This window comes from Agathobaculum massiliense, from assembly GCF_900291975.1.
In the GTDB taxonomy this organism is placed as follows: Bacteria; Bacillota; Clostridia; order Oscillospirales; family Butyricicoccaceae; genus Agathobaculum; species Agathobaculum ammoniilyticum.
This window is the reverse complement of the sequence record NZ_OMPN01000001.1, coordinates 1,278,637-1,304,282: the sequence shown is the minus strand read 5'-3', so window position 1 is coordinate 1,304,282 and position 25,646 is coordinate 1,278,637. Positions and strand designations below refer to the sequence as shown.

At 58.8% G+C, this 25,646-nt stretch carries 24 protein-coding genes; 15 read left to right on the top strand and 9 right to left on the bottom strand.

Features of this window, described 5'->3' with window-relative positions; all coding sequences use genetic code 11:
- Positions 1 to 156: 156 nt before the first annotated feature.
- A complete protein-coding gene (namA, locus tag DBQ51_RS06750; protein ID WP_054328188.1) occupies positions 157 to 1,185 on the top strand; it encodes an NADPH dehydrogenase NamA in 1,029 nt (342 codons plus the stop codon).
- A gap of 55 nt (positions 1,186 to 1,240) precedes the next feature.
- Here namA and DBQ51_RS06745 read toward each other — a convergent pair whose 3' ends face one another.
- The 4 genes from DBQ51_RS06745 to iolN (DBQ51_RS06730) form a co-directional block, all read right to left on the bottom strand.
- Positions 1,241 to 2,716, bottom strand: coding sequence for a tagaturonate epimerase family protein (locus DBQ51_RS06745; RefSeq protein ID WP_054328189.1), 1,476 nt, complete (start codon positions 2,714 to 2,716; stop codon positions 1,241 to 1,243).
- Positions 2,717 to 2,823: 107 nt separating this feature from the next.
- On the bottom strand, positions 2,824 to 3,501 hold the full coding sequence (locus tag DBQ51_RS06740; protein ID WP_107631088.1) for a GntR family transcriptional regulator: 678 nt from the start codon (positions 3,499 to 3,501) through the stop codon (positions 2,824 to 2,826).
- A 96-nt stretch (positions 3,502 to 3,597) separates the two neighbouring features.
- On the bottom strand, positions 3,598 to 4,422 hold the full coding sequence (locus tag DBQ51_RS06735) for a sugar phosphate isomerase/epimerase family protein (RefSeq protein WP_054328191.1): 825 nt from the start codon (positions 4,420 to 4,422) through the stop codon (positions 3,598 to 3,600).
- Between the two features lie 20 nt (positions 4,423 to 4,442).
- Entirely contained in the window at positions 4,443 to 5,393 is a 951-nt protein-coding gene (gene iolN, locus DBQ51_RS06730; protein ID WP_107632144.1) for a 3-dehydro-scyllo-inosose hydrolase, read from the bottom strand.
- A gap of 470 nt (positions 5,394 to 5,863) precedes the next feature.
- On the opposite strand from iolN (DBQ51_RS06730), the gene DBQ51_RS06725 reads away from it, so the two are divergent.
- The 11 genes from DBQ51_RS06725 (at position 5,864) to DBQ51_RS16505 (ending at position 17,070) form a co-directional block, all read left to right on the top strand.
- A complete protein-coding gene (locus DBQ51_RS06725) occupies positions 5,864 to 6,961 on the top strand; it encodes a zinc-dependent alcohol dehydrogenase (RefSeq protein WP_242977850.1) in 1,098 nt (365 codons plus the stop codon).
- 12 nt (positions 6,962 to 6,973) lie between these two features.
- Positions 6,974 to 8,056 carry a zinc-dependent alcohol dehydrogenase gene (locus DBQ51_RS06720; protein WP_107631086.1) on the top strand — a complete coding sequence of 361 codons (1,083 nt, stop codon included), beginning with the start codon at positions 6,974 to 6,976 and terminating at the stop codon, positions 8,054 to 8,056.
- Positions 8,053 to 9,087, top strand: a complete 1,035-nt coding sequence (locus DBQ51_RS06715) for a zinc-dependent alcohol dehydrogenase (RefSeq protein ID WP_107631085.1) — start codon at positions 8,053 to 8,055, stop codon at positions 9,085 to 9,087. The genes DBQ51_RS06720 and DBQ51_RS06715 overlap by 4 nt, the downstream gene beginning before the upstream one ends.
- A complete protein-coding gene (locus tag DBQ51_RS06710; protein WP_107631084.1) occupies positions 9,084 to 9,986 on the top strand; it encodes an NAD(P)-dependent oxidoreductase in 903 nt (300 codons plus the stop codon). Before DBQ51_RS06715 ends, DBQ51_RS06710 begins: the two co-directional genes overlap by 4 nt.
- A gap of 18 nt (positions 9,987 to 10,004) precedes the next feature.
- Positions 10,005 to 11,528 (top strand): sugar ABC transporter ATP-binding protein, encoded by a 1,524-nt coding sequence (locus DBQ51_RS06705; RefSeq protein ID WP_242977849.1) that lies wholly within the window; start codon positions 10,005 to 10,007, stop codon positions 11,526 to 11,528.
- Complete coding sequence (locus DBQ51_RS06700; RefSeq protein ID WP_054328198.1) at positions 11,521 to 12,528, top strand: ABC transporter permease; 1,008 nt, start codon at positions 11,521 to 11,523, stop codon at positions 12,526 to 12,528. The genes DBQ51_RS06705 and DBQ51_RS06700 overlap by 8 nt, the downstream gene beginning before the upstream one ends.
- Positions 12,518 to 13,489 carry an ABC transporter permease gene (locus DBQ51_RS06695; protein WP_054328199.1) on the top strand — a complete coding sequence of 324 codons (972 nt, stop codon included), beginning with the start codon at positions 12,518 to 12,520 and terminating at the stop codon, positions 13,487 to 13,489. The genes DBQ51_RS06700 and DBQ51_RS06695 overlap by 11 nt, the downstream gene beginning before the upstream one ends.
- Before the next feature lie 74 nt (positions 13,490 to 13,563).
- A complete protein-coding gene (locus DBQ51_RS06690; RefSeq protein ID WP_054328200.1) occupies positions 13,564 to 14,553 on the top strand; it encodes a sugar ABC transporter substrate-binding protein in 990 nt (329 codons plus the stop codon).
- A 159-nt stretch (positions 14,554 to 14,712) separates the two neighbouring features.
- On the top strand, positions 14,713 to 15,831 hold the full coding sequence (gene iolN / locus DBQ51_RS06685; RefSeq protein ID WP_054328598.1) for a 3-dehydro-scyllo-inosose hydrolase: 1,119 nt from the start codon (positions 14,713 to 14,715) through the stop codon (positions 15,829 to 15,831).
- 98 nt (positions 15,832 to 15,929) lie between these two features.
- Positions 15,930 to 16,748 carry a sugar phosphate isomerase/epimerase family protein gene (locus tag DBQ51_RS06680; RefSeq protein ID WP_107631083.1) on the top strand — a complete coding sequence of 273 codons (819 nt, stop codon included), beginning with the start codon at positions 15,930 to 15,932 and terminating at the stop codon, positions 16,746 to 16,748.
- Positions 16,749 to 16,905: 157 nt separating this feature from the next.
- On the top strand, positions 16,906 to 17,070 hold the full coding sequence (locus DBQ51_RS16505) for a hypothetical protein (protein ID WP_153802412.1): 165 nt from the start codon (positions 16,906 to 16,908) through the stop codon (positions 17,068 to 17,070).
- Positions 17,071 to 17,107: 37 nt separating this feature from the next.
- On the opposite strand, the gene DBQ51_RS06675 is transcribed toward DBQ51_RS16505, so the two are convergent.
- On the bottom strand, positions 17,108 to 17,314 hold the full coding sequence (locus DBQ51_RS06675) for a hypothetical protein (protein ID WP_054328595.1): 207 nt from the start codon (positions 17,312 to 17,314) through the stop codon (positions 17,108 to 17,110).
- A gap of 150 nt (positions 17,315 to 17,464) precedes the next feature.
- Here DBQ51_RS06675 and DBQ51_RS06670 point away from each other — a divergent pair, with 150 nt between their 5' ends.
- The 3 genes from DBQ51_RS06670 to DBQ51_RS06660 all read left to right on the top strand — a co-directional run bounded on the left by DBQ51_RS06670 (position 17,465) and on the right by DBQ51_RS06660 (position 21,330).
- Positions 17,465 to 18,955 (top strand): tagaturonate reductase, encoded by a 1,491-nt coding sequence (locus tag DBQ51_RS06670; protein ID WP_107630737.1) that lies wholly within the window; start codon positions 17,465 to 17,467, stop codon positions 18,953 to 18,955.
- A gap of 13 nt (positions 18,956 to 18,968) precedes the next feature.
- Positions 18,969 to 20,450 carry a UxaA family hydrolase gene (locus DBQ51_RS06665; RefSeq protein ID WP_107630736.1) on the top strand — a complete coding sequence of 494 codons (1,482 nt, stop codon included), beginning with the start codon at positions 18,969 to 18,971 and terminating at the stop codon, positions 20,448 to 20,450.
- A 121-nt stretch (positions 20,451 to 20,571) separates the two neighbouring features.
- Positions 20,572 to 21,330: an EFR1 family ferrodoxin gene (locus DBQ51_RS06660; protein WP_107631082.1), complete on the top strand. Its 759-nt coding sequence runs from the start codon at positions 20,572 to 20,574 to the stop codon at positions 21,328 to 21,330.
- Between the two features lie 49 nt (positions 21,331 to 21,379).
- On the opposite strand, the gene DBQ51_RS06655 is transcribed toward DBQ51_RS06660, so the two are convergent.
- From DBQ51_RS06655 to DBQ51_RS06640, 4 genes are all read right to left on the bottom strand, one after another.
- The gene (locus DBQ51_RS06655) at positions 21,380 to 23,485 is read right to left on the bottom strand and encodes a heavy metal translocating P-type ATPase (RefSeq protein ID WP_107631081.1); all 2,106 of its coding nucleotides are present in this window, start codon (positions 23,483 to 23,485) and stop codon (positions 21,380 to 21,382) included.
- A 66-nt stretch (positions 23,486 to 23,551) separates the two neighbouring features.
- Entirely contained in the window at positions 23,552 to 23,821 is a 270-nt protein-coding gene (locus DBQ51_RS06650) for a DUF6110 family protein (protein ID WP_107631080.1), read from the bottom strand.
- Positions 23,822 to 24,013: 192 nt separating this feature from the next.
- Positions 24,014 to 24,934 (bottom strand): AraC family transcriptional regulator, encoded by a 921-nt coding sequence (locus tag DBQ51_RS06645; protein ID WP_107631079.1) that lies wholly within the window; start codon positions 24,932 to 24,934, stop codon positions 24,014 to 24,016.
- 160 nt (positions 24,935 to 25,094) lie between these two features.
- Positions 25,095 to 25,604 (bottom strand): ferritin, encoded by a 510-nt coding sequence (locus DBQ51_RS06640; RefSeq protein ID WP_107631078.1) that lies wholly within the window; start codon positions 25,602 to 25,604, stop codon positions 25,095 to 25,097.
- Between the last annotated feature and the right edge of the window lie 42 nt (positions 25,605 to 25,646).

The window sequence follows — 25,646 nt, the reverse complement described above, 5'->3', positions numbered from 1 at the left end:
CCCGCGGAAAAATAAACGGAGCGGATTGTGCCGCCGGACCATTTGGCGTATACTGTAAATATAGTGGCGGAAGCGGCGGCAGGGCCGGAGCCGCCGCCTTGAAAAGAAAACAGAAATCTGCTGCGCGCCGGTATCCGGCGGGAAAGGAAACTGCATATGTACGGATTGACCTCTTTTACTATAAAAAATATGACGCTGCGCAACCGGATTGTGATGCCCCCCATGTGCATGTACAGCGCGGGGACGGACGGGATGGCGAAAGCGTTCCATTTTTCACACTACACCGCGCGCGCCGTAGGCGGTGTGGGGCTGATTATTATGGAGGCCACAGGGGTTCTGCCCTGCGGACGGATCTCCGATCATTGCCTGGGCCTGTGGAACGACGAGCAGGCAGAGGCGCTTGCGCCGATCGTCAGAGCCTGCCAGGAGCAGGGGGCGAAAATGGCGCTTCAGCTCAACCACGCGGGGCGCAAATGCGAGGCGTCGGTCCCTGCGGTTTATGCGCCGAGCGCGATCCCCTTTGACGAAGGCGCGCCCCTGCCGCGCGAAATGACCGAAGCGGATATACGGGAAACGGTCGCGGCGTTCCGCAGCGCGGCTGCACGGGCGGCGCGGATTGGGTTCGACGCGATCGAGATCCACGCGGCGCACGGCTATCTGCTCAGCGAGTTCCTGTCCCCGTTGACCAACAGGCGTGCGGATGGCTACGGCGGCTCGACCGAAAACCGCTGCAGGCTGCTGCTTGAGGTGCTGCAGGCGGTGCATGAGGTGTGGCCGGCGGAAAAGCCGGTGCTGGTGCGTGTTTCTGCGGAGGATTACGAGCCGGATGGAATGCATCCGGAGGAGATGGCGCGGGTCGCGGCGCTCATACGGCCCTATGCGGATATCCTTGACGTCAGCACGGGTGGCGTTGTGCCGACCCCGCCCGCGTCCTTGTATGCTGGCTATCAAGTCAAGGCGGCGGAATTTCTCCGGCAGGCGTCCGGCCTGCCGGTGATCACGGTTGGTCTGATTACCGATCCGCATCAGGTGGAAGAAATCCTGGGGAACGGCCGCGCGGACCTTGTAGCACTTGGCCGCGAGTTGTTGCGCAACCCCTATTGGGTGCTCAACACGGCGCGGGATTACCGGATCGATTACGACTGGCCCGCGGCGTATGCGCGTGGCTTCAAGGCCCGCCGATAAGAAACGCGGGAAAAACGCCTCCAAAGCAGCGCTTTGGAGGCGTTTTTCCACAAAGTTACATATGGGGCATCAATAGGCTGAGATGGCGGTCCATATGCCGCTCGAGAATGCTGTCGTATTCCGCGCGGTGCTCCCGCCAGAAACGGTAAAGGCGGTCCTTGAAGCGGAGCGAGCCGTCCGGATTGGTTTCGTTCATGATTTTGCCGTAAGTGATATGCAGGAGCTGGCGCGATGTGGCCAGATTGAGCAAGGAGGGGAGATCCTTGTCCGCCATGCCGGAGATATCGGGGATCTGCTCGGGCTCGGTGGAAACATGGTAATTGGCGCGCGACTCCGGAAATACGCCGATGGCATAGGCGTACAGCTCGCGGAAGAGCGCGGGTTCCGCGACCGCGGTCAGGCGCAGCGCTTCCAGCCAGCTGGTACCCGAGGTCTTGACGTGGAACCGCCCGTGCGTCATGCGGCCGACGGAGGGGTAGACTGCAAATTTGTCCGAGCCGGAATGCACGCTGATCTTATAGCCGAAATGGTCGGCCACCGCAACATGCACCTTGAATTCCTCGTCAAACTGCGCGAGGTCGCCGATATAATCGATGCCTTTTTGGAATTCGCCGCAGAAGCGGGGCGCCATGGTTTTGAAAACCACGCCGGCCTTTTTCAGCTCATTGGCGGCAAAGAAATGCTGCGCGGGCGTGGTGGGTGTTTCGGTCTCGTCGATCGAAATTTCGAGCTCCACGCTGGAACCGGCGATGCAGGCGTCATAGATCGATTTGGCAAAGGAAATGGCCTCGCCATAGATCAGGTAGGCCTGGTGCAGGGTGGTGCGGGTGAACTGGACGGAAACGTCGCCCGTAAGCTGGAACGAACGGCCGAGATATTCCTGCTCCAGCGCGGCAGGGAGCGGGCGCAGCGCTTCCAGCTCCATGCCGGACATGGACGCCGCCTCGCCGCGGATATGCTCGCTGCAGTCCAGGGTAATCATGGTATAGCCGCAGTCGATCGCGTATCTGACCTCCTCCAGGGACTTGAGGTGGTCGCCGTCCGCGCCGTAGCCCTTTTTGAAGCCAGCCTGCAGCACCTGGAACGTCACGCGGTCCAGCACGTCGTCATAGGTCCGGTTCATCAGCTTGATCTCGCGCATGGACTGCTGGGCAAAAATCGGGTACACATCATATTTCCGGATGGCATGGATATGGCCCAGGGTGGCGATGCCGAGCCGGTCGCCCATGCCAAAGCTGCGGTCCTGCCCCAGGACCGGCTGCGGGGCGGTGAAGGGCAGAAGATGGTGCAGGCAGACCGCGGTTTCGTGGGTCAGGGGGACCTTGGCGAGTGGGAGCTGGTCTATTTCCACGACTTCGTCGGCCTGAAACGGGCAGTTTCTGCCCCAGAAAAGGATCGCGTCGTAAGAGCCGAAATCCGCCATGCAGAGCTGGCCGTTTTCCAGTTGGTTCCAGGATTCGGGGTACAGGGCGAGCGGCTTGTCCTGCAGCTTGTCCTGCAGGGAGGGAAGAAGGTCAATCAGTTTTTCCATTTTCAATTTCTCCTTTGTTCGCGCGCAAACGCGGCGCGGTAATGCGCGGAAAGACAAAAAAAGCCCCAGATCCGTTTGGAATCTGGAACTTTTTATGGATGTAAGGGTTACGAGCGGAACAAATGGATATTTTGATACTGGAACAGCTTTACGGAGGTCAGGATATCCTGGTCGTGTTCCGACATGTAGCGGCGCGCGGCCTCTGCGTTGCCCTCTCGGATGGCGTTGAGGATGTTGGTATGCTGTACGAGGGAGTCGGGGAGGCGCGCCTGGGAAATCGCGACGGATACGCGAACCAGCTTGGTAAACACCTTTTCGATCGTCTGATACATTTGGCGGTTGTAGGTGGCCTTGGCGATCGCCATGTGGAAGCGCTGGTCGCATTCCGCCACAGCCTCTTTCTGCTCAGCCGGTATCGTTCGGTGGTAATCGTGGATCTGCTGCATCTCCATGATATCCGCCTCGGTATGCCGCAGCGCGGCATAGTAGGCGGCGGAGCGTTCCAGGCTCTCCCGGAGTTCCAGCAATTCGATGACCTCGGTAGCGCTGATCCTGGAGACGATGGCGCAGCGGTTGGGAAGCAGCTCGACATAGTCCTCAAACGCCAAGCGGCTGATGGCCTCCTTCACAGGCGTGCGGCTGACCCCAAGCTGGCTGCTGAGCTCGCGGATATACAGCGCAGCGCCGGGGCCATAAGTGCCGTTGAGGATATTATCCCGCAGGACCCGATATACAAATTCCGATTTGCTTTCGCCGTTTGCAGTGCCTTCGTCAAAAAATTCCATTCGTTTTCACCATTCTTCACAGCCTTTTAGGAGACCATAATTTTGTTATTTTGCATCGAATTGCTAAAATTAGTCTATTATAATCTCCAAGTACTGTCAAGAACATTTCACGGCTTTTGACAGAAATGCCATGCCGCGGACGCCGGCAGTCATACTGTCCGGCTCGGGGATGCACTCCAGCGAGATGGTCCCCTGGTAATCCACCTCTTGCAGCGCGGCAAGGATAGGGGCAAAATCCAAATGCCCCGCGCCGGGATACAAGCGGTTGGAATCGGCAACATGGAGATAGCCCAGCTTGTCGCCGGCGGTGCGGATTGCCTGCGGCATATCCGCTTCGTCGATATTCATATGGAACGTGTCCATATGGACCCAGCAATTCGGCAGCTCCCATTTGTCCAGAAATTCCCGCAGCTCGGCGGCGGTGTTGAACAGGTTGGTTTCATACCGGTTGATGACCTCGACCAGGATGCGCTGGCCCTTGTTCGAGGCATAGGCGCCAAGCTCGCGCAGCTGGCCGGCCAGCAGGCGGTCGAACTCCTCCTGCTGGGTATCCGGCCGGTTGCCCTTTACCCAGCCGATCACGACGCCGTCCGTCGCGCCGAGCGCGGCGGCGATGTCGATATAGGCCTTTACTTCGGCCATAGCGGCTTCGCGGTTCGCCGGATCGGGGGAGGTGATGCACCGGTTCCGGCGGGTGAAGATCTGACCGGTGACGATAGCGGAAACCTTGACGCCATAACGGGAGCATGCGTCTTTCATCAGCGGGAGCGGAAAATCGCCCGCGTCGATGATGTGGATTTCGATGGCGTCATACCCCCAATCCGCAGCCTGCCCGACGGCCTTCACCAGATCGCCGCGCAGCACCAGCGGCGCGCGCGGGGCTCCGCTGGTGATCGCCGTGATGGCGAGCAGATTTTTCATGTTCGCTCACTCTCCTCCGGTCAATCGTATGCGAGGGTATAGATATGGCGCTCGCCGGCGAGGACGGCGCGTACCGCCTCGGGATCGCGCTGGGTCATCAGCTCGGTCGGCGGAAGCTGACCCGCAGGGTAGCGCTCCAGAATGTCGTTTACCAGCTTCTCCAGATAGTCCAGCGTCATCTCAATGCCCTTGCGCGCCTTTTCCGGATCCGCCAGCTTCGCGTCTCCGATTACGCCCTGCGGCTGGCAGATGCACTCCATCCCGCATGAGCCCAGCGCATTGTACCACTTGATCGGGCCGCTCCCGCGTTCCGCCGAGTTGTTGATATGTCCCTTGGGCAGCATCGGCGCTGCTTCTACCTTCTCCGCATACTCCATCTTGCACAGCTCGGGGAACAGCGCCAGCGACCACGACTGCTCCACTTCATCCGCGTGTACGAACGGCGTATCGTACGGACCGCCCCTGTCCTTTGTGTCCAGCTGCTCTTTGGCGCAGTTCCAGAAGTGTGTGTACAGGATGATTGACGGCACCTGGAACTTCTTCCCGAATTTATGGATCGCCAGCGGGATCACATAATCCTGCCCATGACCGTTGACCACGATCATCTTGCGGAAGCCCGCGTTCCAGAAGCCCGCGAACACATACACAAGGTAATCCGCCAGCGTCTCCTCGGGAATGATGATCGTCCCTTTCTGCCCCAGATGGTGATACGGGTGGGAGCCGTACCAGATCGGCTGCGCCACTGTGCAGCCCGTCGCCTTTGCCACCTGCTCGCACAGCCGCGTGTCAAGATAGGTATCCTCTCCAAACGGCGCGCTTGCTCCATGGTTCTCCGTGGAGCCTACTGGAATCAGAATCACGTCGTTCTTCTCCAGACGCTCGCTCACTTCCTTGCGCGTCATGTTCTGATAATAGATACCGTTGTCCGCTTCCATATTCCCGCCTTTCGCCGGAATTTCCCATTTGCTCATCTTTTTGTACCTGCCTTTCGTATTAAAATTTGTAAATGGAATGGGATCGTTGGTGTGATAGATAGGATCAGCAAATGACATGTCAATGGCATGCCACTTTGGCTGCATTATACGCCCGCTCCTTTGTTTTATCAATAGGAAAAAGGAAAAATAAAGAGGTAAAATTCATTTTTGTGATTTTCGCACAATAGGCGAAGCGAAAATTTGTGGCTTATTGAATGAAAAATGAGGTTTTAGACACTTGATTTTTTGGTTGAAATGTGGAATTATAGTCTTACACAGAGGGGAGGCGCTAAAAAAGACGGAGGAATCAAATGGCATTTATATGGCATGCCATTCAAATGCCAAAAAAGCAGGAAAAACCAGTATATTCTACATATGCAAAAAAGTGACAGTGAGATAGATGTTATTTTATTATGGCAATATGATAGGCTGTCTGTACCATACAGTTTGGCCGCGAAGGCCGGTGCATGGAGAAAGGAGATGCGTCTAAAGCGATGGAGGAGAAAATGAGGGCCGTGCAGATACACGCGCCGGGAGAATTCTCCGTGGATTGGGTCCCTGTACCGCATCCGGGACGCGGCGAAGTGTTGGTAGAGGTGAAAGCGGTTGCGATTTGCGGGTCGGACCCCGGCATCTTTAATGGAAAGGTGCTGCAGAACGGCTGGCCGCCGCACTTTCCCTTTATCGCCGGACACGAGTTCGCGGCGCAGGTTGTAGCGCTGGGAGAGGGCGTGACCAACCTCAAGCAGGGCGATCGGGTAGCAGGTGAAGCGCATTGTGGCTGCGGCACCTGCGAAATGTGCAAAAAGGGTTATTATAACCTGTGCCTGAATTATGGCAATCAGGCGGCGGGGCATCATCACTACGGGCATAGTTCGCCGGGTTGTTACGCGCAGTATCAGGTGTATGATCAGAAAGCGCTGACGCTGCTACCGGATAACGTTACCTACGACGAAGGGACGCTGGTGGATACCGCGGGTACTGCTTACAACGCGCTGCGCCTGACCGGCGTGGAGCCGGGCGGCTTTACCGCCATTATCGGACCGGGGCCGATGGGCATTATGGCAATGTGTCTGGCAAAGGCCATGGGGTCGGCGACCATTGTAATCGGCCGGCGCCAGCGTTTGGCGATGGCGGCAAGGCTCGGCGCGGACTATACGATCGATTATGAAAAGGTGGACGATCCGGTTGAGGAGGTACGGCGCATCACCGGTGGCGGCGCGCATCAGGTGATTGAAGCGGCCGGCAATGCAACGGCATATTTTGAATCCGTGCAGATGGCGCGCAAGGGCGGCCATGTGGCGCTGATCAGCATTCCGCCTAAAGACGGGCAGGAGGCGGCGCTCAAGTCGCTGATCATGAACCAGATTACACTGCATGGCGTGCGTGCGAACCCGAACTGCTCCAAAATTGTGCTTGACCTGATGGCGCAGGGAAGCCTGAACGTAAAGGATCAGATTACACATCGCTTCCCCATGGAGCAGATACACGAAGCGTTCGACACCTTTATCGGACGGAAAGACGGCGCGCTCAAGGTCATCGTTCATCCAAACGGGGATTGCTGAGGTGGATTGCTGATGGAACAAAAAATGAAAGCCGTTGTGCTGCATGCGCCGGGCGAATATCAGGTAGAACTGGTTGATATCCCGCAGCCGGGCTATAACGAGGTTCTGGTAGAGATCCGGTCGATCGCGATCTGTGGATCAGACCCCGGCATCTTCGCCGGAAAGGTGCGCAAAGACGGCTGGCCGCCGCACTATCCCTTTATCGCTGGACATGAGTTTGCGGGAAGGGTCGCCGCGATCGGCGAGGGTGTGAGCAACCTGAAGCCCGGCGACCGTGTAGCGGGCGAGGCGCACAGCGGCTGCGGCACCTGCGAAATGTGCAAGCAGGGTTTGTATAATCTGTGTATGAATTACGGGCATTCCGGCCACCACCATTACGGGCATGCGCATCCCGGCTGCTACGCGCAGTATCAGGTTTATGATCAGAAAGCGCTGACCGTCATGCCGGAAAACGTGACCTATGATGAGGGCGCCATGATCGATACCGGCGGTACGGCGTTTAACGGCATCCGCCTGATCGGCATTGTGCCGGGCGGCTGGACAGCGGTGATCGGCCCTGGTCCGATGGGAATTCTGCTGGCGCAGATGGCGAAGGCCATGGGCTCCAAAACCATAGTGATCGGGTACAGGGATCATGACCGCCTCTCTGTCGCCAGAGAGTTGGGCGTAGATCATACGATCGAGACGACCGAGGTTGCGGACGTTGTGGAGGAGGTGCGCCGGCTCACCGGCGGCAGGGGTGCCGACCGCAGCTTTGATTGCGCGGGCGCCGGCGATACGCTCGACGAGCTGATCCGCATGACCGCGAAAAACGGCAAAGTGGGTGTGATCGCGTATCCCAAGGTCCCGACCACACAGGAAGCTCTTTATTATATGGTAAAGAACCAAATCACGGTTCAGGGTGTGCGCGCGAATCCGAACTGCTCGCTGCCGTTGCTAGGGATGATCGGCCACGGCAAGGTCAACGCTCGGCGTCTGGTCACACACACATTCCCCATCGAGCAGACGGAGCAGGCGTTTGACACCTTTATCAACCATAAGGACGGCGCGGTCAAGGTGGTCATCCATCCCAACGGCGAGGAGGAAAACGAATGATCTCGTATATTTTGAAGGAGCCGAAATGCGTGGAGGCGCAGGAAGGCCCAAAACCGGTCCCACAGGGGCGCGAGGTGCTGGTCCGTATCCGCTATGTCGGCATCTGCGGCTCGGATATCCATCTGTTCAACGGCACCTATAACGGGCCGCACAGCTATCCCATGCGGTTCGGACACGAATGGTCGGGCGTGGTGGAGGCGGTCGGCAGCGAAGTGACCCGCGTCGAGGTCGGCGATGTCGTGACCGGTGACTGCTCGCGGTACTGCGGCGCCTGTCCGTCCTGCGAGGTGGACAAAAACCTGTGCCAGCATATTGAAAAGTTCGGCATCACGGTTGACGGGGCTTCGGCCGACTATATTCTGCGTGATGAAATGTACTTATACAGAGCGCCGGAGGGGCTGGATATCAAGCATCTCTGCCTTTCCGAGCCGGTTGCGGTCGCGGCGCACTTAGTGGAAAAAGTGCGCAAAGCGGTCCCCAGCGGTTTCGCGGATAAGCGCGTACTGGTACTGGGCGGCGGTGTGATCGGCATGAGCGCGCTGATGCTTCTGCTGCATATGGAAAACTGCAGGCAAGCCGAACTATACGATCTGGCGGAATCGCGCACCGCGCTGGCACGCGGCGAAGGCGCGCGTATCCCCGCAGCACAGGAGCTTGCGCCCAGCAGCGAGGGCGGCGATTACGCTTCCCTGTATGCTGCGGCGAAATACGATGTGGTGATCGAAACGACGGGAGTCGCGCCGGTATTTGCCAATGCGCTCAACTTGGTAAAGCCGGGCGGTGTGCTGGGCTGCGTCGGAATGATCGCCAAGGTAGAGATCGCGCAAAAGCTGATCGTTACCAAGTCGCTGACAGTCATCGGTTCGATCGGCGGCACGGGCGATTTCCCGCGCGCGATGGAATTCCTGTGCAAAAATCCGGCCTCTGCGGATAAGCTGATCAGCCATTATTATCCCATCGGGGAGGCGGCGCAGGCGTTTGCGACTGCGCGCGTGCCGGAGGGGACGATGAAAGTGGTGTTGACGCTGTGAGCGGCACGAAGCGGCTGGGCTGGATCGGCACCGGAGCGATGGGCGGCCCGATGGCTGCGCGGCTCTGCAAGGCTGGCTATCCGGTAACGATATGCGGCTCGGGCCGGCGTGATCTGTCCGGTTACGCGATGGAGACTGGCGCAAGACTGGCGCATAACCCGCGTGAGGTGGCCGAGCAGGCGGATATCATTTTCACGATGATCCCTAACGGGGAGGTTCTGCTGGATGTAATCACTGGGCCGGACGGTCTGGATAAGGCCAGCCTGCAGGAGAAAATAGTGGTTGATATGAGTACGGTGGATCCGGATTCCTCTGCGAGGGCGGCAGAACGGATGGAGAAGAACGGCGGCTGGTTGCTTCGCGCGCCAGTGACAGGCAGTACTCATTTTGCCGCGGCGGGAACGCTCGGCATCATGGTATCGGGCGACCGGCAGGTATTTGAGACCTGTCGGCCGTATCTGAAGGTCCTGGGCGACCGCCAGACTTGGCTGGGAGACGGCGAGCAGTCCCGATATATGAAGATCATCATTAATATGATGCTGGCGCAGGCGCTGCAGTCCTTTTCCGAGGGACTGGTGCTGGGGGAAAAGCTGGGGCTCCCTTGGGAGACAATGATCGATCTCATCGGGGACAGCGCTGCCGCCGCGCCGATTCTGCGCTATAAGGCAGATACCATGAAAGCGCGGGATTTCACGCCGACCTCGACCGGCTATAACATGCACAAGGACATGCGTATGGCGATGGAACTGGCAAAGCAGGTTGACGCAAACCTGCCGACCGCCAGCTTGACCATGCAGATGTACAACAGCCTGATCGCCATGGGGCTCAAGCAGAGAGATAACACGGCGATTCTTCTGGTAAACGAAAGGATGAATCAGTTGGCTCGCACGCCAGATTAAGGACAAGGAGGTAATTCAGTGGACGTAAAACAAGATAACGTGATCTTGCGCATGACAGGGATTACGAAGTGTTTTCCGGGCACTTTGGCGCTTGACAAAGTTCAGCTTACCTGTGAAAAGGGCAAGGTCCACATCCTGCTCGGTGAAAATGGAGCGGGTAAATCCACGCTGATGAAGATTATTTCCGGCGTATACACCAGGGATGAGGGAACGGTCTGGTATGACGGACAGGAGGTCAATTTCACCAATGTCCGCCAGTCCATGGAGGCCGGCATCAGCATGATCCACCAGGAGCTCAACCTGTTGCCGGAACGGACGATCGCGCAGAACATTTATCTGGGCCACGAGCCGATGGTAAAAGGTCTCAAGGGCGTAATCGACTATAAAAAGATGGTAAAGGACAGCCGTGAGCTGATGGACCGCCTGGGACTGGATCTGGACCCCAACATCCTGGTCAAAAAGCTGAGTATCGCTCAGATGCAAATGGTGGAAGTGGTAAAGGCGCTTTCCAAGGAGGTTAAGCTGGTCATTATGGATGAGCCGACCTCATCCCTGACCGATCGTGAGATCGATAAGCTGTTCGAGATTGTGGAAAAGCTGAAAAGAGACAATGTGGCGATCATATATATCTCGCACCGTATGGACGAGATCAAGCGCATTGGGGACTGTGTCACCGTTATGCGTGACGGACAGTACATCGATACGGTGGATGTAGAGGATATGGATCTGGACACGCTGATTTCCATGATGGTCGGCCGCAAGATAGAGAACATGTACGAACGGCATTACCGCGAACCCGGCAAGGTGATCTTTGAGACAAAGGACCTTTCCGGCTGGCGCTTCCGCAACGTGAATATAAATGTGCGCGAGGGCGAGATCGTTTCGCTGTCCGGTCTGATTGGCGCGGGACGTACCGAGATCGCCAAGGCTGTGTTCGGGGACGAGCCGATCGAACACGGCAGCTATACGCTATACGGCAAGCAAATCACGCGGACTACCCCTGTAAAGAGCGTGCGTAACTCCATGGGTTATCTTTCCGAGGACCGCAAGGCTGAGGGGCTTGTACTGCAGATGCCCATCAAGGAAAATCTGGTCGCGGCAAGCCTGACAAAGGTGTTTAAGGGTGGCGTCCTGCGCTCGGGGCCGGAGGACGAGATCGGCAAAAAATATGTGGCGGAGCTTCGTATCGCGACTCCGAACGCGGAAAAGCTGGTCGGAGAGCTGTCCGGCGGCAACCAGCAGAAGGTCGTTATCGGCAAATGGCTGGAAACCGGCTGTAAATTTCTGATCATTGACGAGCCGACACGCGGCATCGACGTCGGCGCGAAGAGCGAAATATACAAGCTGCTCGACCGCCTTGTCGGGGAGGGGTACGGCATCCTGATGATCTCCTCCGAAATGAACGAGGTTATCGGCATCTCCGACCGTGTCTATGTCATGAAGGATGGCGAGATCACGGGCGAGGTGACGCGCGAGAATATGACGCAGGAGGCCATCATGCGCTTCGCTGTTGGAGGAAAGGAGCGTGCGGTGAATGAATAAATCGCAGAAAGGGGGCGCGGCAGGTCTGCTGGCAGGGCTGAGAAAGCTGAACATCCCCGGTATCCTGATCGGCAACATCGTGCTGTTCGTCCTGTTTGGCTTGGCCAACGAACGCTTTTTATCCTCGTACAATATCATGATGATTTTCCGCAACACCTGCACACTGCTGATGGCGGCGCTGGGCTTCACACTGGTCATCCTGATCGGTAAGATTGATATGTCGGTCGGTTCGGTGGTGTCAATGGCTGCAGTCTCCGTGGTGGTGCTGTATAACGCCGGCGTGCCGGTCGCGCTGGCTCTGCTGCTGCCGCTGCTGATCGGTATTGCGGTCGGTGTGATCAACGGGCTATTGATTGCCAAATGTAATTTTGACTTTTGGGTTGTCACTTTCGGTATGATGAGCGTTTTTGCCGGCTTGGCGCTGGTAACGACGGACGGCAATACCGTGGCGATCAAGAACGATATCGTCAACTGGATCGGCAACGGAAAGATTGCCGGTATCTACGTTGTGATCTGGATCACGGTCATCCTGGCGGCGCTGATGGTATGGATACAGAAGAAGACTAAATTCGGCTACGATGTTTTCGCGCTCGGCGGTTCGCAGGCTGTAGCCTCTGTGAGCGGCATCAACGTGGTCAAGACTTCGATTATCGTTTATGCGCTCAGCGGGCTGTTTGCGGCGCTGGCCGGCGTGCTGATCGCCTGCATGACCAATTCAGGCAGTCCGGCAGTGGGTGTGGACTATACATTCAACGCAATGGCGGCCATCGTCATTGGCGGCACGCCGTTCATCGGCGGCAAAGGCGGCATTGGCGGCACGATCCTCGGCGCGCTGCTGATGAAGATTCTGGCGAGCGGCCTCAGCCTGGTTGGCATCCCTGCCACCTGGCAGAAGGCGATCACCGGCTTTGTGATCGTTGCTCTGATCATTATTGATGTGGTCAACGACCACAGGAAGAATATCAAGGCGCAGAGGAGGGTATACAACAATGTCGGTTAAAAAGAAAAACCAGATCGACCTGCTCTCCCGTTTCCTGATCCTGGCGGTTGTATGCGTGGGCTTCGCCCTGCTCCGGCCGGAGGCTTTCCTGTCGGTCGATAATATCACACAGGTTGTGTTCCAGCAGACTCCATTCACGATCCTGATGGCATTCGGCATGAGCCTTGCCATTATCTCGGGCGGTATTGATATCTCGATGTCGTCCACCATGGTTCTTTCCAGTTATCTGAGCGCGTCCTATTTCCAGCAAGGGAATTATTTTATGGGGCTTGTGGTTGCGTTCGGTGTGGGACTTGGATTCGGCCTGTTCAATGGCGTGCTGATCAGCAAGGTAAAGATCGAACCGTTTATCGCAACGTTCAGTGTGGACTTTATGGCGCTTGGCCTGGCCTATGTCGTATGTAACGGCGAGTATGTCTACGGCTTTTCGGACGGCTTCCGCAGTATCGTAAACGGATACCTGATCCCGGGTATCCCGAATGTTGCGCTGGTCACGTTCCTTGTGTTCGCGGTGCTGTATTTCCTGACGCGTCGCACAATTTATGGCCGTACGCTTTACTCCTTGGGCCACAATAAAAAGGCGACCAAGCTGTCTGGCATGCACTCTGATGGGGTTATCCTCGGCGTTTATGTCACAAACGGCCTGCTGGCCGCGCTGACCGGCATCCTGTATCTGGCGCGCCTGAATGCGGCCGATCCCAGTATCCGAGGCACGTTGACAAACGATTCGATCGCTTCCGCGCTGATCGGCGGTATCGCGTTTTGCGGCGGCACAGGTTCGGTTGTCAATACGGTGATCGGTTCAATGATCATTATGTTTATCCGAAACGGTATGAACATCATGGGTGTATCGACCAACTGGCAACAGGCGGTAGTCGGTTTTGTAATTCTGTTTGCAATTGTTTATGAACGCGTACTCAACAACCTGATGGCAAAATATGCGGGAAAAGGCAATAAGTGAGGCATCTGTTTGTGTGTCATAACGGCATCACGCCGTATGATGATAAAGAAAGAGCCAGAAAAGGAGAATGTATCATGAAAAAGAGCAAAAGAATTGCGGCGCTGCTGATGGCAGCGGCCATGACAGCCACATTCGCAGGCTGCGGCAACGGCAGCGATGGTGGAAATGCGGCGGGCGACGGAGGCGAAAACGCAGAGGGGGGTAAAAACATTACCGTTATCCTGAAGAACTCTACCGCACCGTTCTTTATCAGCATGGCTGAGGGGGCACAGGCTGCCGGCGAAGAGCTGGGCTACAATGTCGAGGTAAAAACGCCGGTCGATACCGCCGAGGGTTCGGGCAACGAGCAGCAGAATCAGCTTTGTGATGAAGCAATCGTGAACGGCGTAGACTGCGTCGTTCTGTGTCCGGTCGATACCGAGGCAATTGTTCCGGCTGCACAGCGTATCGTTGATGCAGATATCCCTGTTGTAGCGCTTAACACCCGCCTGGGTGACGAGAGCCTGTGTGAAACCTTTGTCGGCTTGGAGAACGTACAGCAGGGCTACGAGACTGCCAAAGCGTTGTTTGAAAAAATGGGCGGCAAGGGTACGCTGATCATCATTGAGGGCTCTACCGGTGCGCAGACCTCGCTTGACCGTATCGAAGGTTGCAAGAAAGCGCTCGAGGAGTATCCGGACATTGAACTTGTTGCTTCTCAGTCTGCGAACTACTCCCGTGCGGAGGCGCTGAACGTGGCGCAGAACCTGCTCCAGTCCTACCCAGATGTAGACGCGTTCTTCTGCTGCAACGACGAGATGGCGTTGGGCACTGCGGAGGCGGTCGATGCTGCAGGTAAGACGGGTGAGATTATGATTTCTGGTCAGGATGCAAACGACGATGCGGTTTCCGCGCTGAAGGAAGGTAAGATCACGCTTACCTCTTGGGGCGATCCGTATATGCAGGGCTATGAAGGTGTAGTGGCTGCGGTAGACGTACTGGAGGGCAACGAGGTCAAGGAATTCTATGAGGTTTCGACCAAGGTTGTTGACGAGACGAATGTCGATTCGTTCAAAGACGAATAAAATATGATTTTTGGTGCGCCGCGGCGGTTTGAGGCCGCCGCGGCAGCGCCTCCCACTTGTTGAGTTCTTGGATCTGGCCGTGAGGGAGAGAGGGGTATCGCTTCCTGACGGTAGGACCCAAGCGAAAAAAACCTACATTTATACAAGGAGAATGCAGCTATGCAAGAGAAGTACTTAACGACAGCGTATCCGAACATATTTTTTGAGGATAACAAGGTAGGACGGCTGAAGAAACGGCTGTGGGACGCCTCGGAGGAGGAGATCCAGGCCATTCTGGATGATTACGGCATCCCGTCCGACAGTGAGATCGGAAAGCCGGGCTGCTATATCCAGACCTCGCCTCGCAAGATGGTGATTGAGAAACGCCATAAGAACGATATCGTCCTGGTGCCAATCGGCTGCACCGAGAATCACGGCATCCATAACAACTCCGGCCTGGACACGTTTATGTGTACCTCGATCTGCGAGGCGGTGCGACGCAAGACGGCTAAGGCGGGCCACGAGGTCGCGTTGGCGCTTCCACCGATCAACTACGGCGGCCATCCCTACCATCACTGCGGTATGCCCGGCACGGTCATGACGAGCGAGAAGTCCATCGTTGATACGCTGATTAACGTAATGGTCGGCTTGTGGGACGATGGTTTCCGCAAGATCATCCTTGTCAACAACCACGGCATGGACTGGATGCTCGAGTCCGCGATTCAGGAATTCTTTAAGCGCTTTGAGCTTCCGGCATTCGCAACGGTCGTTGAGTGGCATCGTGCGATTCGTGAATTTTGGTATCCGCTGGGCGATGAGCGGCCGGACTTCGTCAGCACGCCGTTTGTGCATGCGGACGAAGCGGAAACCTCTGCGGCGCTGCTCATGTTCCCGGGCATGGTGGATATGGGCTGTGTGGTGGACGCGCAGGCGAAGTCAATGGGGATGCTGGACGAAGGCTTCTATGATGGCTCCGTGGACTCATTCCACCGTCCGAACAAGTGGTCCGAGGCGGAAGGCCACCGTGTAATTGAGCGCTTCGGTACCCCTGAGGGTGTTGTGGGCTACCCGTCAAGAGGTGAAGCAAGAAAGGCAAAACGTCCGATTGCCGCGATCTGTGAATACCTGAACTGCATGGTCGAGGACATCCTGGAAGCTTATCCCGCGGGCAAGGTACCCGATCCCCGTAAATTCTCCCTCCGTCCTTACGAGGAGATCGAGCCCTGCCTCCGCGAGCCCCTCAGCGACGGCTGGAAGAGCGTGCATGAGCTCCCCAGACGCGGCCTCTTTATTGATTGACCCTTTCTCTTTTCTTCTTTTTTCTTTCTTACGTCGGGTAAAGGCCCGCCCTTATGGGCGGCCTTTGCCATAACTGGATACTAAAAGAGGTGTCTTAAATGAAGTTTATCACATCCATGACAATGGTCGATCAGATTATAGGAAGCGCGCCGTTTGTTTACGAGGGGGACTTCGCGCAGGGGGTTGCGAAAGCGCGCGAGCTGGGGTACGACGGTGTTGAGCTGCACATCGCGGATCCGGCCGATGTCGACCTGCCTGCGCTCGAGCAGGCGCTTGCGGAAAATTCCATGCGCCTGACCGCGATCGGGACGGGACGCGCTTACGTCAACCATGGCCTGTCCATCACGGATCCGGATGAGGCGCGCCGGCGGGCGGCTGTGCAGCGGCTGGAAGCTTTCCTCGAACTGGCAGGGCGGTTGCATGCAACCGTAATCATCGGCTGCATGCGCGGTAACGTAGCCACGGCGGAAGAGTTGCCGGCCGCGCTGGACCGTCTGGCGGTTTCCATGGAGTATCTGGATCACGCGGCGGCAAAAGCGGGCGTGGATATTGTCTTTGAGCCGATCAACCGGTATGAAAACAATTTCCTGTGTACGATGGGGGAGATCTCGCATTTCATCCGTAGCCATTCCCTGACGAACACGGGTATTCTGATCGACACGTTCCATATGAACATCGAGGAGTCGGATATGATGGCCTCGATCGAGGCATGCAGTCCGGAGATCCGGTATGTACATTTTTCCGACTCTAACCGCTGGTATCCCGGCGCGGGACACACGGATATGGCGGGCATTCTGCGCAAGCTGCAGGAATGCGGCTATCAAGGCGTGCTGAGCGCGGAGATCCTGCCCAAGCCGACAAAGGAAGCGGCCGCGCGCGGCTGGATTGAGGCGGTATCCGCAATGATGCGGGAATAAAAAGCGAGGAAAGGGCGGCTGCGGGGAAGCCGGACGGAACGGATGCATCGAACAGGAGCCGGGCGGTTCCCCGTTACCTTTGCCATACAGCGCTCTGGACAGGGGTGCGGATAAGGCGCCGCCGCGCGGGCAACCTACCGAAGAAGGAGGGAGCCTGATGAGACGGTTTTTGATGTGCAGTCATGGGGCGGCGCAGGTGACCGACGCGCCGCCGCCGGGCTGTACGTTTGTTGGGACCGTTGCTGCGGACGGCGAAAGATACCGCGTTTTGCGCGGGGAGGATAAAACGCTGTACGCGGCGCCGGCGGAATGGGTAGAATAGAAAAACACCGCTCCGTGCAGGAGCGGTGTTTGCTTTATCAATGGCAGATACGGCAGATATGCTGCGCTGAAATCTGCGGAGGAATGCTGTTTGTCATGGTGCCGTTGTAGCGGATGCAGGCGCGGTCGCCCGCCCGAAAACAGCTTGTGCCGGCAGTGTGTACGACGACCTGCTGGCGGGTGCAGTGGTCGCATACCAAAAGTGAACCGCTCTGCACACAAAGCACGGTAGCGCACATGGTCATGAAAATCACCTCTTGCAATCGTGTTCAATGTCAACGTATGCAGCTTTGCTGCGGCGGGTGAAAAATACAGGCAGAGGGAATACGGAAATTGACAGAACGCCGCCGGTGTTTTACGATAAGAACAGGACGGATAGGAAAGGAGACCTGGCGATGGAAGAACTGAATTACAAAAGAATAAAAGCGAGCGGATACAAGGGATATATTCTGGAGGAAGCGCCGGAGAAGATTCTGCAGTTTGGCGAGGGGAATTTTCTGCGCGCGTTCGTGGACTACTGGTTTGATGTATCGAACGAGCGCGTGGGCTGGAACGGCAAGGCGGTGCTGGTGCAGCCGATCGCGCAGGGGCTGGCGGAGCAGATCAACCGGCAGGAGGGGCTGTACACGCTGTACCTGCGCGGTCGGGAGAACGGGGAAAAGGTGGACCGGAAGCGGGTGATCTCGTCGGTGTCGCGGTGCCTGAACCCATATGAAAAGGCGGGCTACGACGCGATGATGCAGGTCGCGGAGTCGGACGATCTGGAATACATCGTGTCCAACACAACCGAGGCGGGGATTGTGTACGACCCTGCCTGCCGGAAGGAGGACTGCCCGCCGGCGTCGTTTCCGGCGAAGCTGACGCAGGTGTTGTACCGGCGCTGGCAGGCAGGGAAAAAGCCGGTGGTCATCCTCTCCTGCGAGCTGATCGACAACAACGGCAAAGAGCTGCAGAAGTGCGTGGAGCAGTACATCGGCCAGTGGGGTCTGGAGGAGGCGTTCAGAGCCTGGTGCGGGAGCTGCACGTTCTGCTCGACGCTGGTGGACCGGATCGTGCCGGGGCGCATCAAGGACGCGGCGGAAGCGGCGCGCATGGAGGAGGAAAACGGGTACCATGACGAGCTGATCGACGTGGGCGAGGTGTTCGGCGTGTGGAACATCGAGGGACCGTCGTGGCTGGAGGAGCAGCTGCCGTTCAAGGCGGCGGGGCTGAACTGTATCGTGGTGCCGGATGTGACGCCGTACAAAAAGCGCAAGGTGCGCATCCTGAACGGCGCGCATACGGGCTTTGTGCTGGGTGCGTACCTGGCGGGCTTGGATATCGTGCGGGACTGCATGCACAACGACAGCATCCGCGGCTTTATGAACAAGATGCTGTACGAGGAGGTCATCCCGACCCTGCCGCTGGATAAAAAGGACCTGGAGGAGTTCGCGGCGGCGGTGCAGGACCGGTTCAACAACCCGTTCGTGGACCATGAGCTGATGAGCATTTCGCTCAATTCGACCTCCAAATGGAAAGCGCGCAACCTGCCGAGCCTGCTGGAATATGTGGAAAAGACAGGCAGGCTGCCGGAATGCCTGAGTATGAGCCTTGCGGCGTATATCGCGTTCTATACGAGCGATGTGCAGGAGCTGACCGAAGCGGGTCTGGTGTGCAGGCGCGCGAAGGGCAACACCTATATCTGCTCGGACGACCGTTGGGCGCTGGAATTTTACTGGGCGCATAAGGACGACAGCGCGGCGGACCTGGTACACGCGGTGCTGACCAACCGGCAGATGTGGGATCAGGACCTGACGGAGATCGCGGGGCTGGAAGCCGCGGTGCTGGCGGGGCTTACGAAGATCCGCGCGGAGGGCGCGGAGGCCGCGTTCGCCTCCTGCCTGTGAGAGGGAGGATAAGATGACAAAGCTGATACGGATCACAGAGCGGGACAACGTGGCGGTGGCGCTGCATGCTGCGGCGAAGGGAGAAACGCTGAAAGCGGGAGACGCGGTGGTGACCGCGCGGGAGGATATCCCGCAGGGGCATAAGATCGCGCTCGTACCGATCGCGGCAGGGGAAGCGGTGGTGAAATACGGCTTCCCGATCGGCCATGCGACGGAGCCGGTGGAGGCGGGCAGTTGGGTGCATACGCACAACATGCGGACCAACCTGTCCGGCGAGGAGGAGTACGCCTATGAGCCGTCGGTACCCGAGATAGAGGCGGCGGAGGCGGAGACATTCCAGGGCTACCGGAGGGAGGACGGCCGTGCGGCGGTGCGGAATGAAATCTGGATCATCCCGACGGTGGGCTGCGTCAACGACGTGGCGAAAAAGCTGGTGTCGGACAACCAGGACTTGGTGAGCGGAAGCATAGACGGGCTGTACACGTTTCCGCATCCATACGGGTGCAGCCAGACGGGCGATGACCACGCGCAGACGAGGAAGCTGCTGGCGGCGCTGGCGCGGCATCCGAACGCGGGTGCAGTGCTGGTGCTGAGCCTGGGGTGCGAGAACCTGCAGCACGACCAGTTCGTAGAGGAGCTGGGGGAGTACGACGCGGAGCGCGTCAAGTTCCTCACCTGCCAGGACGTGGAGGACGAGTTCGCTGCGGGACGCACGCTGCTGGAACAGTGCGCGTCATACGCGGGACGGTACCGGCGTGAGGCGGTGCCGGTGAGCGAGCTGGTGATCGGTCTGAAGTGCGGCGGGTCGGATGGCCTGTCCGGCGTGACGGCGAACCCGACGGTAGGAGCGTTCAGCGACATGGTGATCGCGCGTGGCGGCTCGACAGTGCTGACCGAGGTGCCGGAGATGTTCGGCGCGGAGGGGATGCTGCTGAGCCGGTGCGTCAACGAGCAGGTGTTCGGGAAGGCGGCCGCCATGCTCAACAGCTTTAAGGATTACTTTATCAGCCACAACGAGACGGTGTACGAGAACCCGTCGCCGGGGAACAAGAAAGGCGGCATCACGACGCTGGAGGACAAGTCGTGCGGGTGCGTGCAGAAGGGCGGCACGGCGCCGGTGGCGGACGTGATCGGGTACGGGGAGCAGGTAACGGCGCACGGCCTGAGCCTGCTGTACGGGCCTGGGAACGATCTGGTATCAGCGACAGCGCTGACCGCGGCGGGCGCGCATATTGTGCTGTTCACGACGGGACGCGGGACGCCGTTCGGCGCGCCGGCGCCGACGGTAAAGATCGCGAGCAACAGCGGCCTTGCGGCGCGCAAGCCGGGATGGATCGACTTTGACGCGGGTCCGGTAGCGGACGGCGAGCCGATCGCGGAGGCGGCGAAGCGGTTGTACGCGCTGGTGCTGGACATCGCGGGCGGCAGACCCTCCAAAACTGAGCTGCTGGGCTACCGTGAAATCGCCATCTTTAAAAACGGCGTTACGCTGTAAATAAACACAGGCGGCGCTTTTGCAGCCAGCCGGACTGTTGAAAGCGAATTGCAACGGGAGGAAGAAGGTGCTATACTGGTAAGCACCATGTAGGGAAACATGAGGAGAGGAAGCGGTGTTTATGCCACAAACCATCAAAATCCTGCATTTCAGCCCAACCGGAGGGACGCGGCGCGTGGCGCTGCTGCTCGCAAAGGGGATCGCACCCAACGTGCGGGAGTATGACCTCTGCGATCCGCAGGCCGAGCCGACAGTGTTTCATCCGGACGACGTGGCGCTGGTTGCCGGCCCTGCTTACGGCGGGCGGTTGCCGGCCATGATGACCGGACGGCTGAAAAAATGGCAGGGCAACGGCGCGCGGGCGGTGGCGGCTGCGGTGTACGGCGGCAGGGCCTATGAGGACACGCTGATCGAGCTGAGCGACCTGCTGCGCGGGCAGGGATTCCGCGTCATGGCAGCGGCCGCGCTGCTGGCGGAGCATTCGATCGTACATATTGCCGCTGGACGTCCGGATGAACAGGACGCGCGGCAGCTCGGCGCGTTCGGCAGGCAGATCGCGGCGAAGCTGGACCACGGCTCGCAGGAGGAACCCGCCGTGCCAGGCAGCCACCCCTATAAGGAGTGGAGCGGCATGCCTGCCGTGCCGCAGGTATCGGAAGCCTGCACCGGCTGCGGCCTGTGCGCGGAAAAATGTCCCGCACGGGCGATCCCGACCGGACAGCCGGATACGACCGACCCGTCGCGCTGCATCCTGTGCATGCGCTGTGTCGCCATCTGTCCGCAGCAGGCCCGCGCCCTGCCTGCCCCGATGCTGGAAGCGCTGCGGGGAAAGTTGGCGCCGTTTGACGCAGAGCGGCGTGAGAACGAGCTTTTTTTGTAAAAAACACGGCTGACCGTTTGGGTCAGCCGTGTTTTTGGATTGGTTGGCATTATTCGCCGGCCGCAACCGCGTCAAAGGAGGGCGACAGCAGATTGGTCATGCTCCGCAGGCTGATGCCTAGGGTGGAAAGGTTGTGCAGCATGGCCGACGCGGCCGGCATGAGCGCGCCAGCCGCGCCCAGGACGATCAGCATGCCGTTGAAGCCGATCACGAACCGGTAATTGGAGTGGATGCGGAGCATCAGCCCCTGCGCGATCCGCCGCAGTGCGACCAGCTCGAATAGGTTGTCCGCCGCGATGGTGACATCCGCGATTTCACGCGCGATCGCCGCGCCATCGCTGATTGCAATGCCTACGCTGGCGGCGGACAGGGCGGGCGAATCGTTGATGCCGTCGCCCAGCATGATGACCGTACGGCCGGCGGCGCGTTCGGCCTCTACAAAATGCGCCTTGTCCTCGGGCAGGACCTCTGCGCGGTAATCGTCCACCCCGACCTGCGCCGCAATCGCGGCCGCGGTGCGCTCGCTGTCACCGGTCAGCATGACGGTGCGCCGGATGCCGAGCGCGCGCAGCGCCTGTATCGCGGCCTTTGCCTCGCCGCGGAGCGGGTCCGCAATGCAGATAACCGCCGCCAGTTCGCCGCCGATGGCGAGATACAGGTGGGAGAATTCCGGGGGAAGCGCGTCAAACGCCGCCTGCTCTCCAGCGGGGATTACGGTTTTCTCATCCTCAAAGACAAAGTGCGCGCTGCCGATGATGACTTTTTCCCCGTCCACCGTGCTGGAGATACCGTGCGCGACCAGATATTCGACCTGGGAATGCATTTCCTCGTGGGCGAGCCGGCGCTCTCTGGCGGCGCGCACGACCGCGTTGGCCATGGAATGCGGGAAATGCTCCTCCAGGCAGGCGGCGACGCGCAACATTTCGGCCTCGCTGCGTCCGCCGAACGGAATGACTCGCGCGACGACCGGACAGGCGTGGGTCAGCGTGCCGGTTTTGTCAAACACAATCGTATCCGCGCCCGCGACCGCTTCCAGAAATTTGCCGCCTTTGACCGTGATATGGTAAGCGCTTGCCTCGCGCATGGCGGACAGCACCGCCAGCGGCATAGCAAGCTTGAGCGCGCAGGAGAAGTCCACCATCAGGACGGACAGCGCGCGCGTGACGCTGCGCGTCAGCAGGAAGCTGAGCGCGCTGCCGGCGAGCGTATAGGGGACCAGGCGGTCGGCCAGGCGGGAGGCTCTGCCTTCCGCCGCGGATTTGAGCCGTTCGGACTGCTCGATCATGGAGACGATCTTGTCATAACGGCTTTCGCCAGAATGCTGGGTGACGCGCAGCACGCATTCGCCCTCTTCGACGACCGTTCCGGCGTAAACGGCCGTACCCGGGCGCTTGGCGACCGGCATGGATTCGCCGGTCAGGGACGCCTGGTTAACCATGACCTCGCCCTCGGCGATCGTTCCGTCAATCGGGATCACGCCGCCCATGCGGACCGCGATGCAGTCGCCCGCGCCGATCTGGCCGAGTGGGACGAGGGTTTCGGTATCGCCGTCCTTGCGCCAGACGCGGTCCACGCCCAGCGCCATGCAGCGGGCCAGGTCGTCGACCGACTTTTTGTGCGTCCACTCCTCCAGCAGCTCGCCCAGCTCGAGCAGGAACATGACCGAGCCGGCCGTGCCGAAGTCGTGACGGGCGATCGAGATGCCGATGGAAAGCGCGTCGAGCAGCTCAACGTGCATGCGGCGGCGCAGCAGGCAGCACAGGCCGCGCCGCAGGAAGGGAAAGGAAATCCAGCAGATCCGCGCAATTTGAAGCGGGGAGGGCAGGAACAGGCTGCAAGCCGCTTTGACCAGCACCTTGCCGACCAGCTTTTCCTGATACTGCCGGTTGAGCATGCGGCTGCTGTGCAGGGGGGCGAGCGCCGCGACGCGCGGGTCCTGATAGGAGAAGCGGCCGATCGCCGCCAGTACGGCTGCTCGGCCGCCCTGATAGCGGATTACGGCGCAGCGGGTGCGCTCATGAACTGCGGCCTGCGCCACCCCTGTGCAGGACTGCAGATAAGCTTCCAGCAGGTCTGCCTGCTCCGGCGTCATCCGCTTTTGGGCAAGACGGACGCGCAGGCGTCCGTTGCTTTCGTGTAAAATGGTTGCTTTCATTGCTTGACCTCCAAAACGGGAAAAAGAGGGCCGCCTATGCGCCCCTCTTTGACAAACGGGTTGTAATCAGCCCTGGGTTTCTGCGGCGGTATCCTCAACGGCCTCTTCCTGCGCCGTGCGGGCCTGGTTGACATCCTGCGCGGAAGCCAGGATGTCGGCCGCGTTCTCCTGCACGGTGTTGACCGTGGTCATGACGGATTCCTTCACCCGCAGCGCGGCGGCGGTGGCATGGGTATAAACCTTTTTGGCGTCCTTGCTGGACAGCAGCTTAATGCCGGCCGAACCGAACAGCGCGCCGCCGACAAACAGGGCGATATCCTTGCAGTATTTCTTCATAAATGCTTCCTCCTTATCACTTGCGCCTGTAGCCTGTGATCATGACCATGACCATGCAGATCACAGCGCCCCAGGCCCAAAACCGATGTTGTTTCAAGGCGAACACCTCCTGGATGGGTCGTTTCCCGTTGGGGATAAGCATAGCATATCTGTTCGGCAAATTCCACCGGATTTGGACAGAGATAAACGGTTTTAGACATTTTTCTCGGCCGCAATGCGGCGGTAGCGGGAGGGGGGAAGATGGTACAGGCGGCGAAACGCCACGCCGAACTGGCTGACGCTGCCGTACCCCACAGCAACCGAAACCTGCATCACGGACAGGGGGGAGGAGATCAAAAGCTCGGCCGCGCGCTGTAGCCGCTGCTGCTGGAGGTATTGGTGGAGCGGCTGGCCGTATAGCTGCCGGAAGCAGCTTTTGAGCGAGGTGGGGGAGATATGGAACTGCTGCGCAAGGCACCTGATCGTCAGATGCTCCGCGAGGTGCTCCAACATATAGGCATGGACCTGCTGCACGGCGTCCGTCAGGTATTGATCGTAATAGCTCGCGGCTACCGGAGAGACCAGCGGGCTTTGGCGGCACAGAAGATACAATAGCTCCACCGCCTTGAGCGTGCAGTACTGCCCGCGATCGGAAGCGGGCAGGTCCCTGAGCGCGAAGAACACCGCGTTGCCCCAGGCGCTGCCGCGCACCGCCGCACAGCCGTGATGCGCTGCCATCAGCGCGCCTACCTGGCGGGTGTCCAGCGTCAGGCCGCCAAACAGGGCGCAAAGCCCTTGCAGGCTGTGCCGAGCCTCACAGCAGACGAACGAAATAAGGATGCCCGCGAAACGGCTGTCCGCAAATTGGACGGATCGAACCTGCGCGGGATCGGAAAGCAGCAGGATCTCCCGCGGCTTGAGCCTGACCTGCCGCCCGCCCGCCAAAGAAAGCAGCAGCCCGCCGCGGCAGCAGTACAGCGTTTCAAGGTGCGGATGTGTGGGGCGGGCGGGAAAGCGCTCCGGCGGCGCGCAGTCAAAATCGCAGACGCGCACGCCGGCCATGGGGGCGGTCCAGCGGATATGGCCGGACGAAAGCCCGGCATCCGATAATTGTTCCAATAGCGCTTCCAGCATGCCGATCCTCCATAGAAAAGTTTGCAATGACTAACTTGCAGTTAGCTAAAACTAACTCATAGCCAGAATTATACGCCAAAACAGCGGGGTTTGTCAAGGCTTGGATAATGCAAAAAAAGCGGACGCCCCGATCGGGACGTCCGCCTGGCCGTATGGCTATTTACAGGGTAAGGGAGGGAGCGGCGTAAACGCGTGCCTGCAGCTCGCTGTTGAGCATGTAGAGTGCTTTGGCGTCGCTGCCGAACAGCTCCATCTTGGTGATGAGGTCGGAGGAATTTTTTTCTTCCTCGCCCTGCTCCTTGACAAACCAGTCGAGGAACTGAACAGTGCGGAAATCATTTGCCGACTGGGCGGCCCCATAAATGGCGTTGATTAATGCGGTGACGTACTGTTCGTGCTCGTATGCGACCTGCAGCGGGTCCATCAGCGTGGAGAACGCCTTGTCCGGCTTGGCGATCGCTTCCAGCGTGACCTTCTGGTTATTGTTGTGCAGGTACTGATAGATCAGCATGGCATGGTCCTGCTCCTCCCTGGCCTGGATTTCGTACCAGTTTGCAAAACCGTCCAGCCCTTTGTCGGAGTAAAAGTTAGCGATGTCAAGATACAGATAGGCAGAATAAAATTCCTTGTTGATTTGGTCGTTGAGCAATTCGGAAACCTTGCGATCCATTTTAAGTAACCTCCTTAGAGCGGGGATGGGATAAACCACCTA

Coding starts and splice junctions, on each gene's coding strand:
- namA (WP_054328188.1), top strand. CDS start 157: ATGTACGGATTGACCTCTTTTACTATAAAAAATATGACGCTGCGCAAC.
- DBQ51_RS06745 (WP_054328189.1), bottom strand. CDS start 2,716: ATGGAAAAACTGATTGACCTTCTTCCCTCCCTGCAGGACAAGCTGCAG.
- DBQ51_RS06740 (WP_107631088.1), bottom strand. CDS start 3,501: ATGGAATTTTTTGACGAAGGCACTGCAAACGGCGAAAGCAAATCGGAA.
- DBQ51_RS06735 (WP_054328191.1), bottom strand. CDS start 4,422: ATGAAAAATCTGCTCGCCATCACGGCGATCACCAGCGGAGCCCCGCGC.
- iolN (WP_107632144.1), bottom strand. CDS start 5,393: ATGAGCAAATGGGAAATTCCGGCGAAAGGCGGGAATATGGAAGCGGAC.
- DBQ51_RS06725 (WP_242977850.1), top strand. CDS start 5,864: ATGGAGAAAGGAGATGCGTCTAAAGCGATGGAGGAGAAAATGAGGGCC.
- DBQ51_RS06720 (WP_107631086.1), top strand. CDS start 6,974: ATGGAACAAAAAATGAAAGCCGTTGTGCTGCATGCGCCGGGCGAATAT.
- DBQ51_RS06715 (WP_107631085.1), top strand. CDS start 8,053: ATGATCTCGTATATTTTGAAGGAGCCGAAATGCGTGGAGGCGCAGGAA.
- DBQ51_RS06700 (WP_054328198.1), top strand. CDS start 11,521: ATGAATAAATCGCAGAAAGGGGGCGCGGCAGGTCTGCTGGCAGGGCTG.
- DBQ51_RS06695 (WP_054328199.1), top strand. CDS start 12,518: ATGTCGGTTAAAAAGAAAAACCAGATCGACCTGCTCTCCCGTTTCCTG.
- DBQ51_RS06690 (WP_054328200.1), top strand. CDS start 13,564: ATGAAAAAGAGCAAAAGAATTGCGGCGCTGCTGATGGCAGCGGCCATG.
- iolN (WP_054328598.1), top strand. CDS start 14,713: ATGCAAGAGAAGTACTTAACGACAGCGTATCCGAACATATTTTTTGAG.
- DBQ51_RS06680 (WP_107631083.1), top strand. CDS start 15,930: ATGAAGTTTATCACATCCATGACAATGGTCGATCAGATTATAGGAAGC.
- DBQ51_RS16505 (WP_153802412.1), top strand. CDS start 16,906: ATGAGACGGTTTTTGATGTGCAGTCATGGGGCGGCGCAGGTGACCGAC.
- DBQ51_RS06675 (WP_054328595.1), bottom strand. CDS start 17,314: ATGACCATGTGCGCTACCGTGCTTTGTGTGCAGAGCGGTTCACTTTTG.
- DBQ51_RS06670 (WP_107630737.1), top strand. CDS start 17,465: ATGGAAGAACTGAATTACAAAAGAATAAAAGCGAGCGGATACAAGGGA.
- DBQ51_RS06665 (WP_107630736.1), top strand. CDS start 18,969: ATGACAAAGCTGATACGGATCACAGAGCGGGACAACGTGGCGGTGGCG.
- DBQ51_RS06660 (WP_107631082.1), top strand. CDS start 20,572: ATGCCACAAACCATCAAAATCCTGCATTTCAGCCCAACCGGAGGGACG.
- DBQ51_RS06655 (WP_107631081.1), bottom strand. CDS start 23,485: ATGAAAGCAACCATTTTACACGAAAGCAACGGACGCCTGCGCGTCCGT.
- DBQ51_RS06650 (WP_107631080.1), bottom strand. CDS start 23,821: ATGAAGAAATACTGCAAGGATATCGCCCTGTTTGTCGGCGGCGCGCTG.
- DBQ51_RS06645 (WP_107631079.1), bottom strand. CDS start 24,934: ATGCTGGAAGCGCTATTGGAACAATTATCGGATGCCGGGCTTTCGTCC.
- DBQ51_RS06640 (WP_107631078.1), bottom strand. CDS start 25,604: ATGGATCGCAAGGTTTCCGAATTGCTCAACGACCAAATCAACAAGGAA.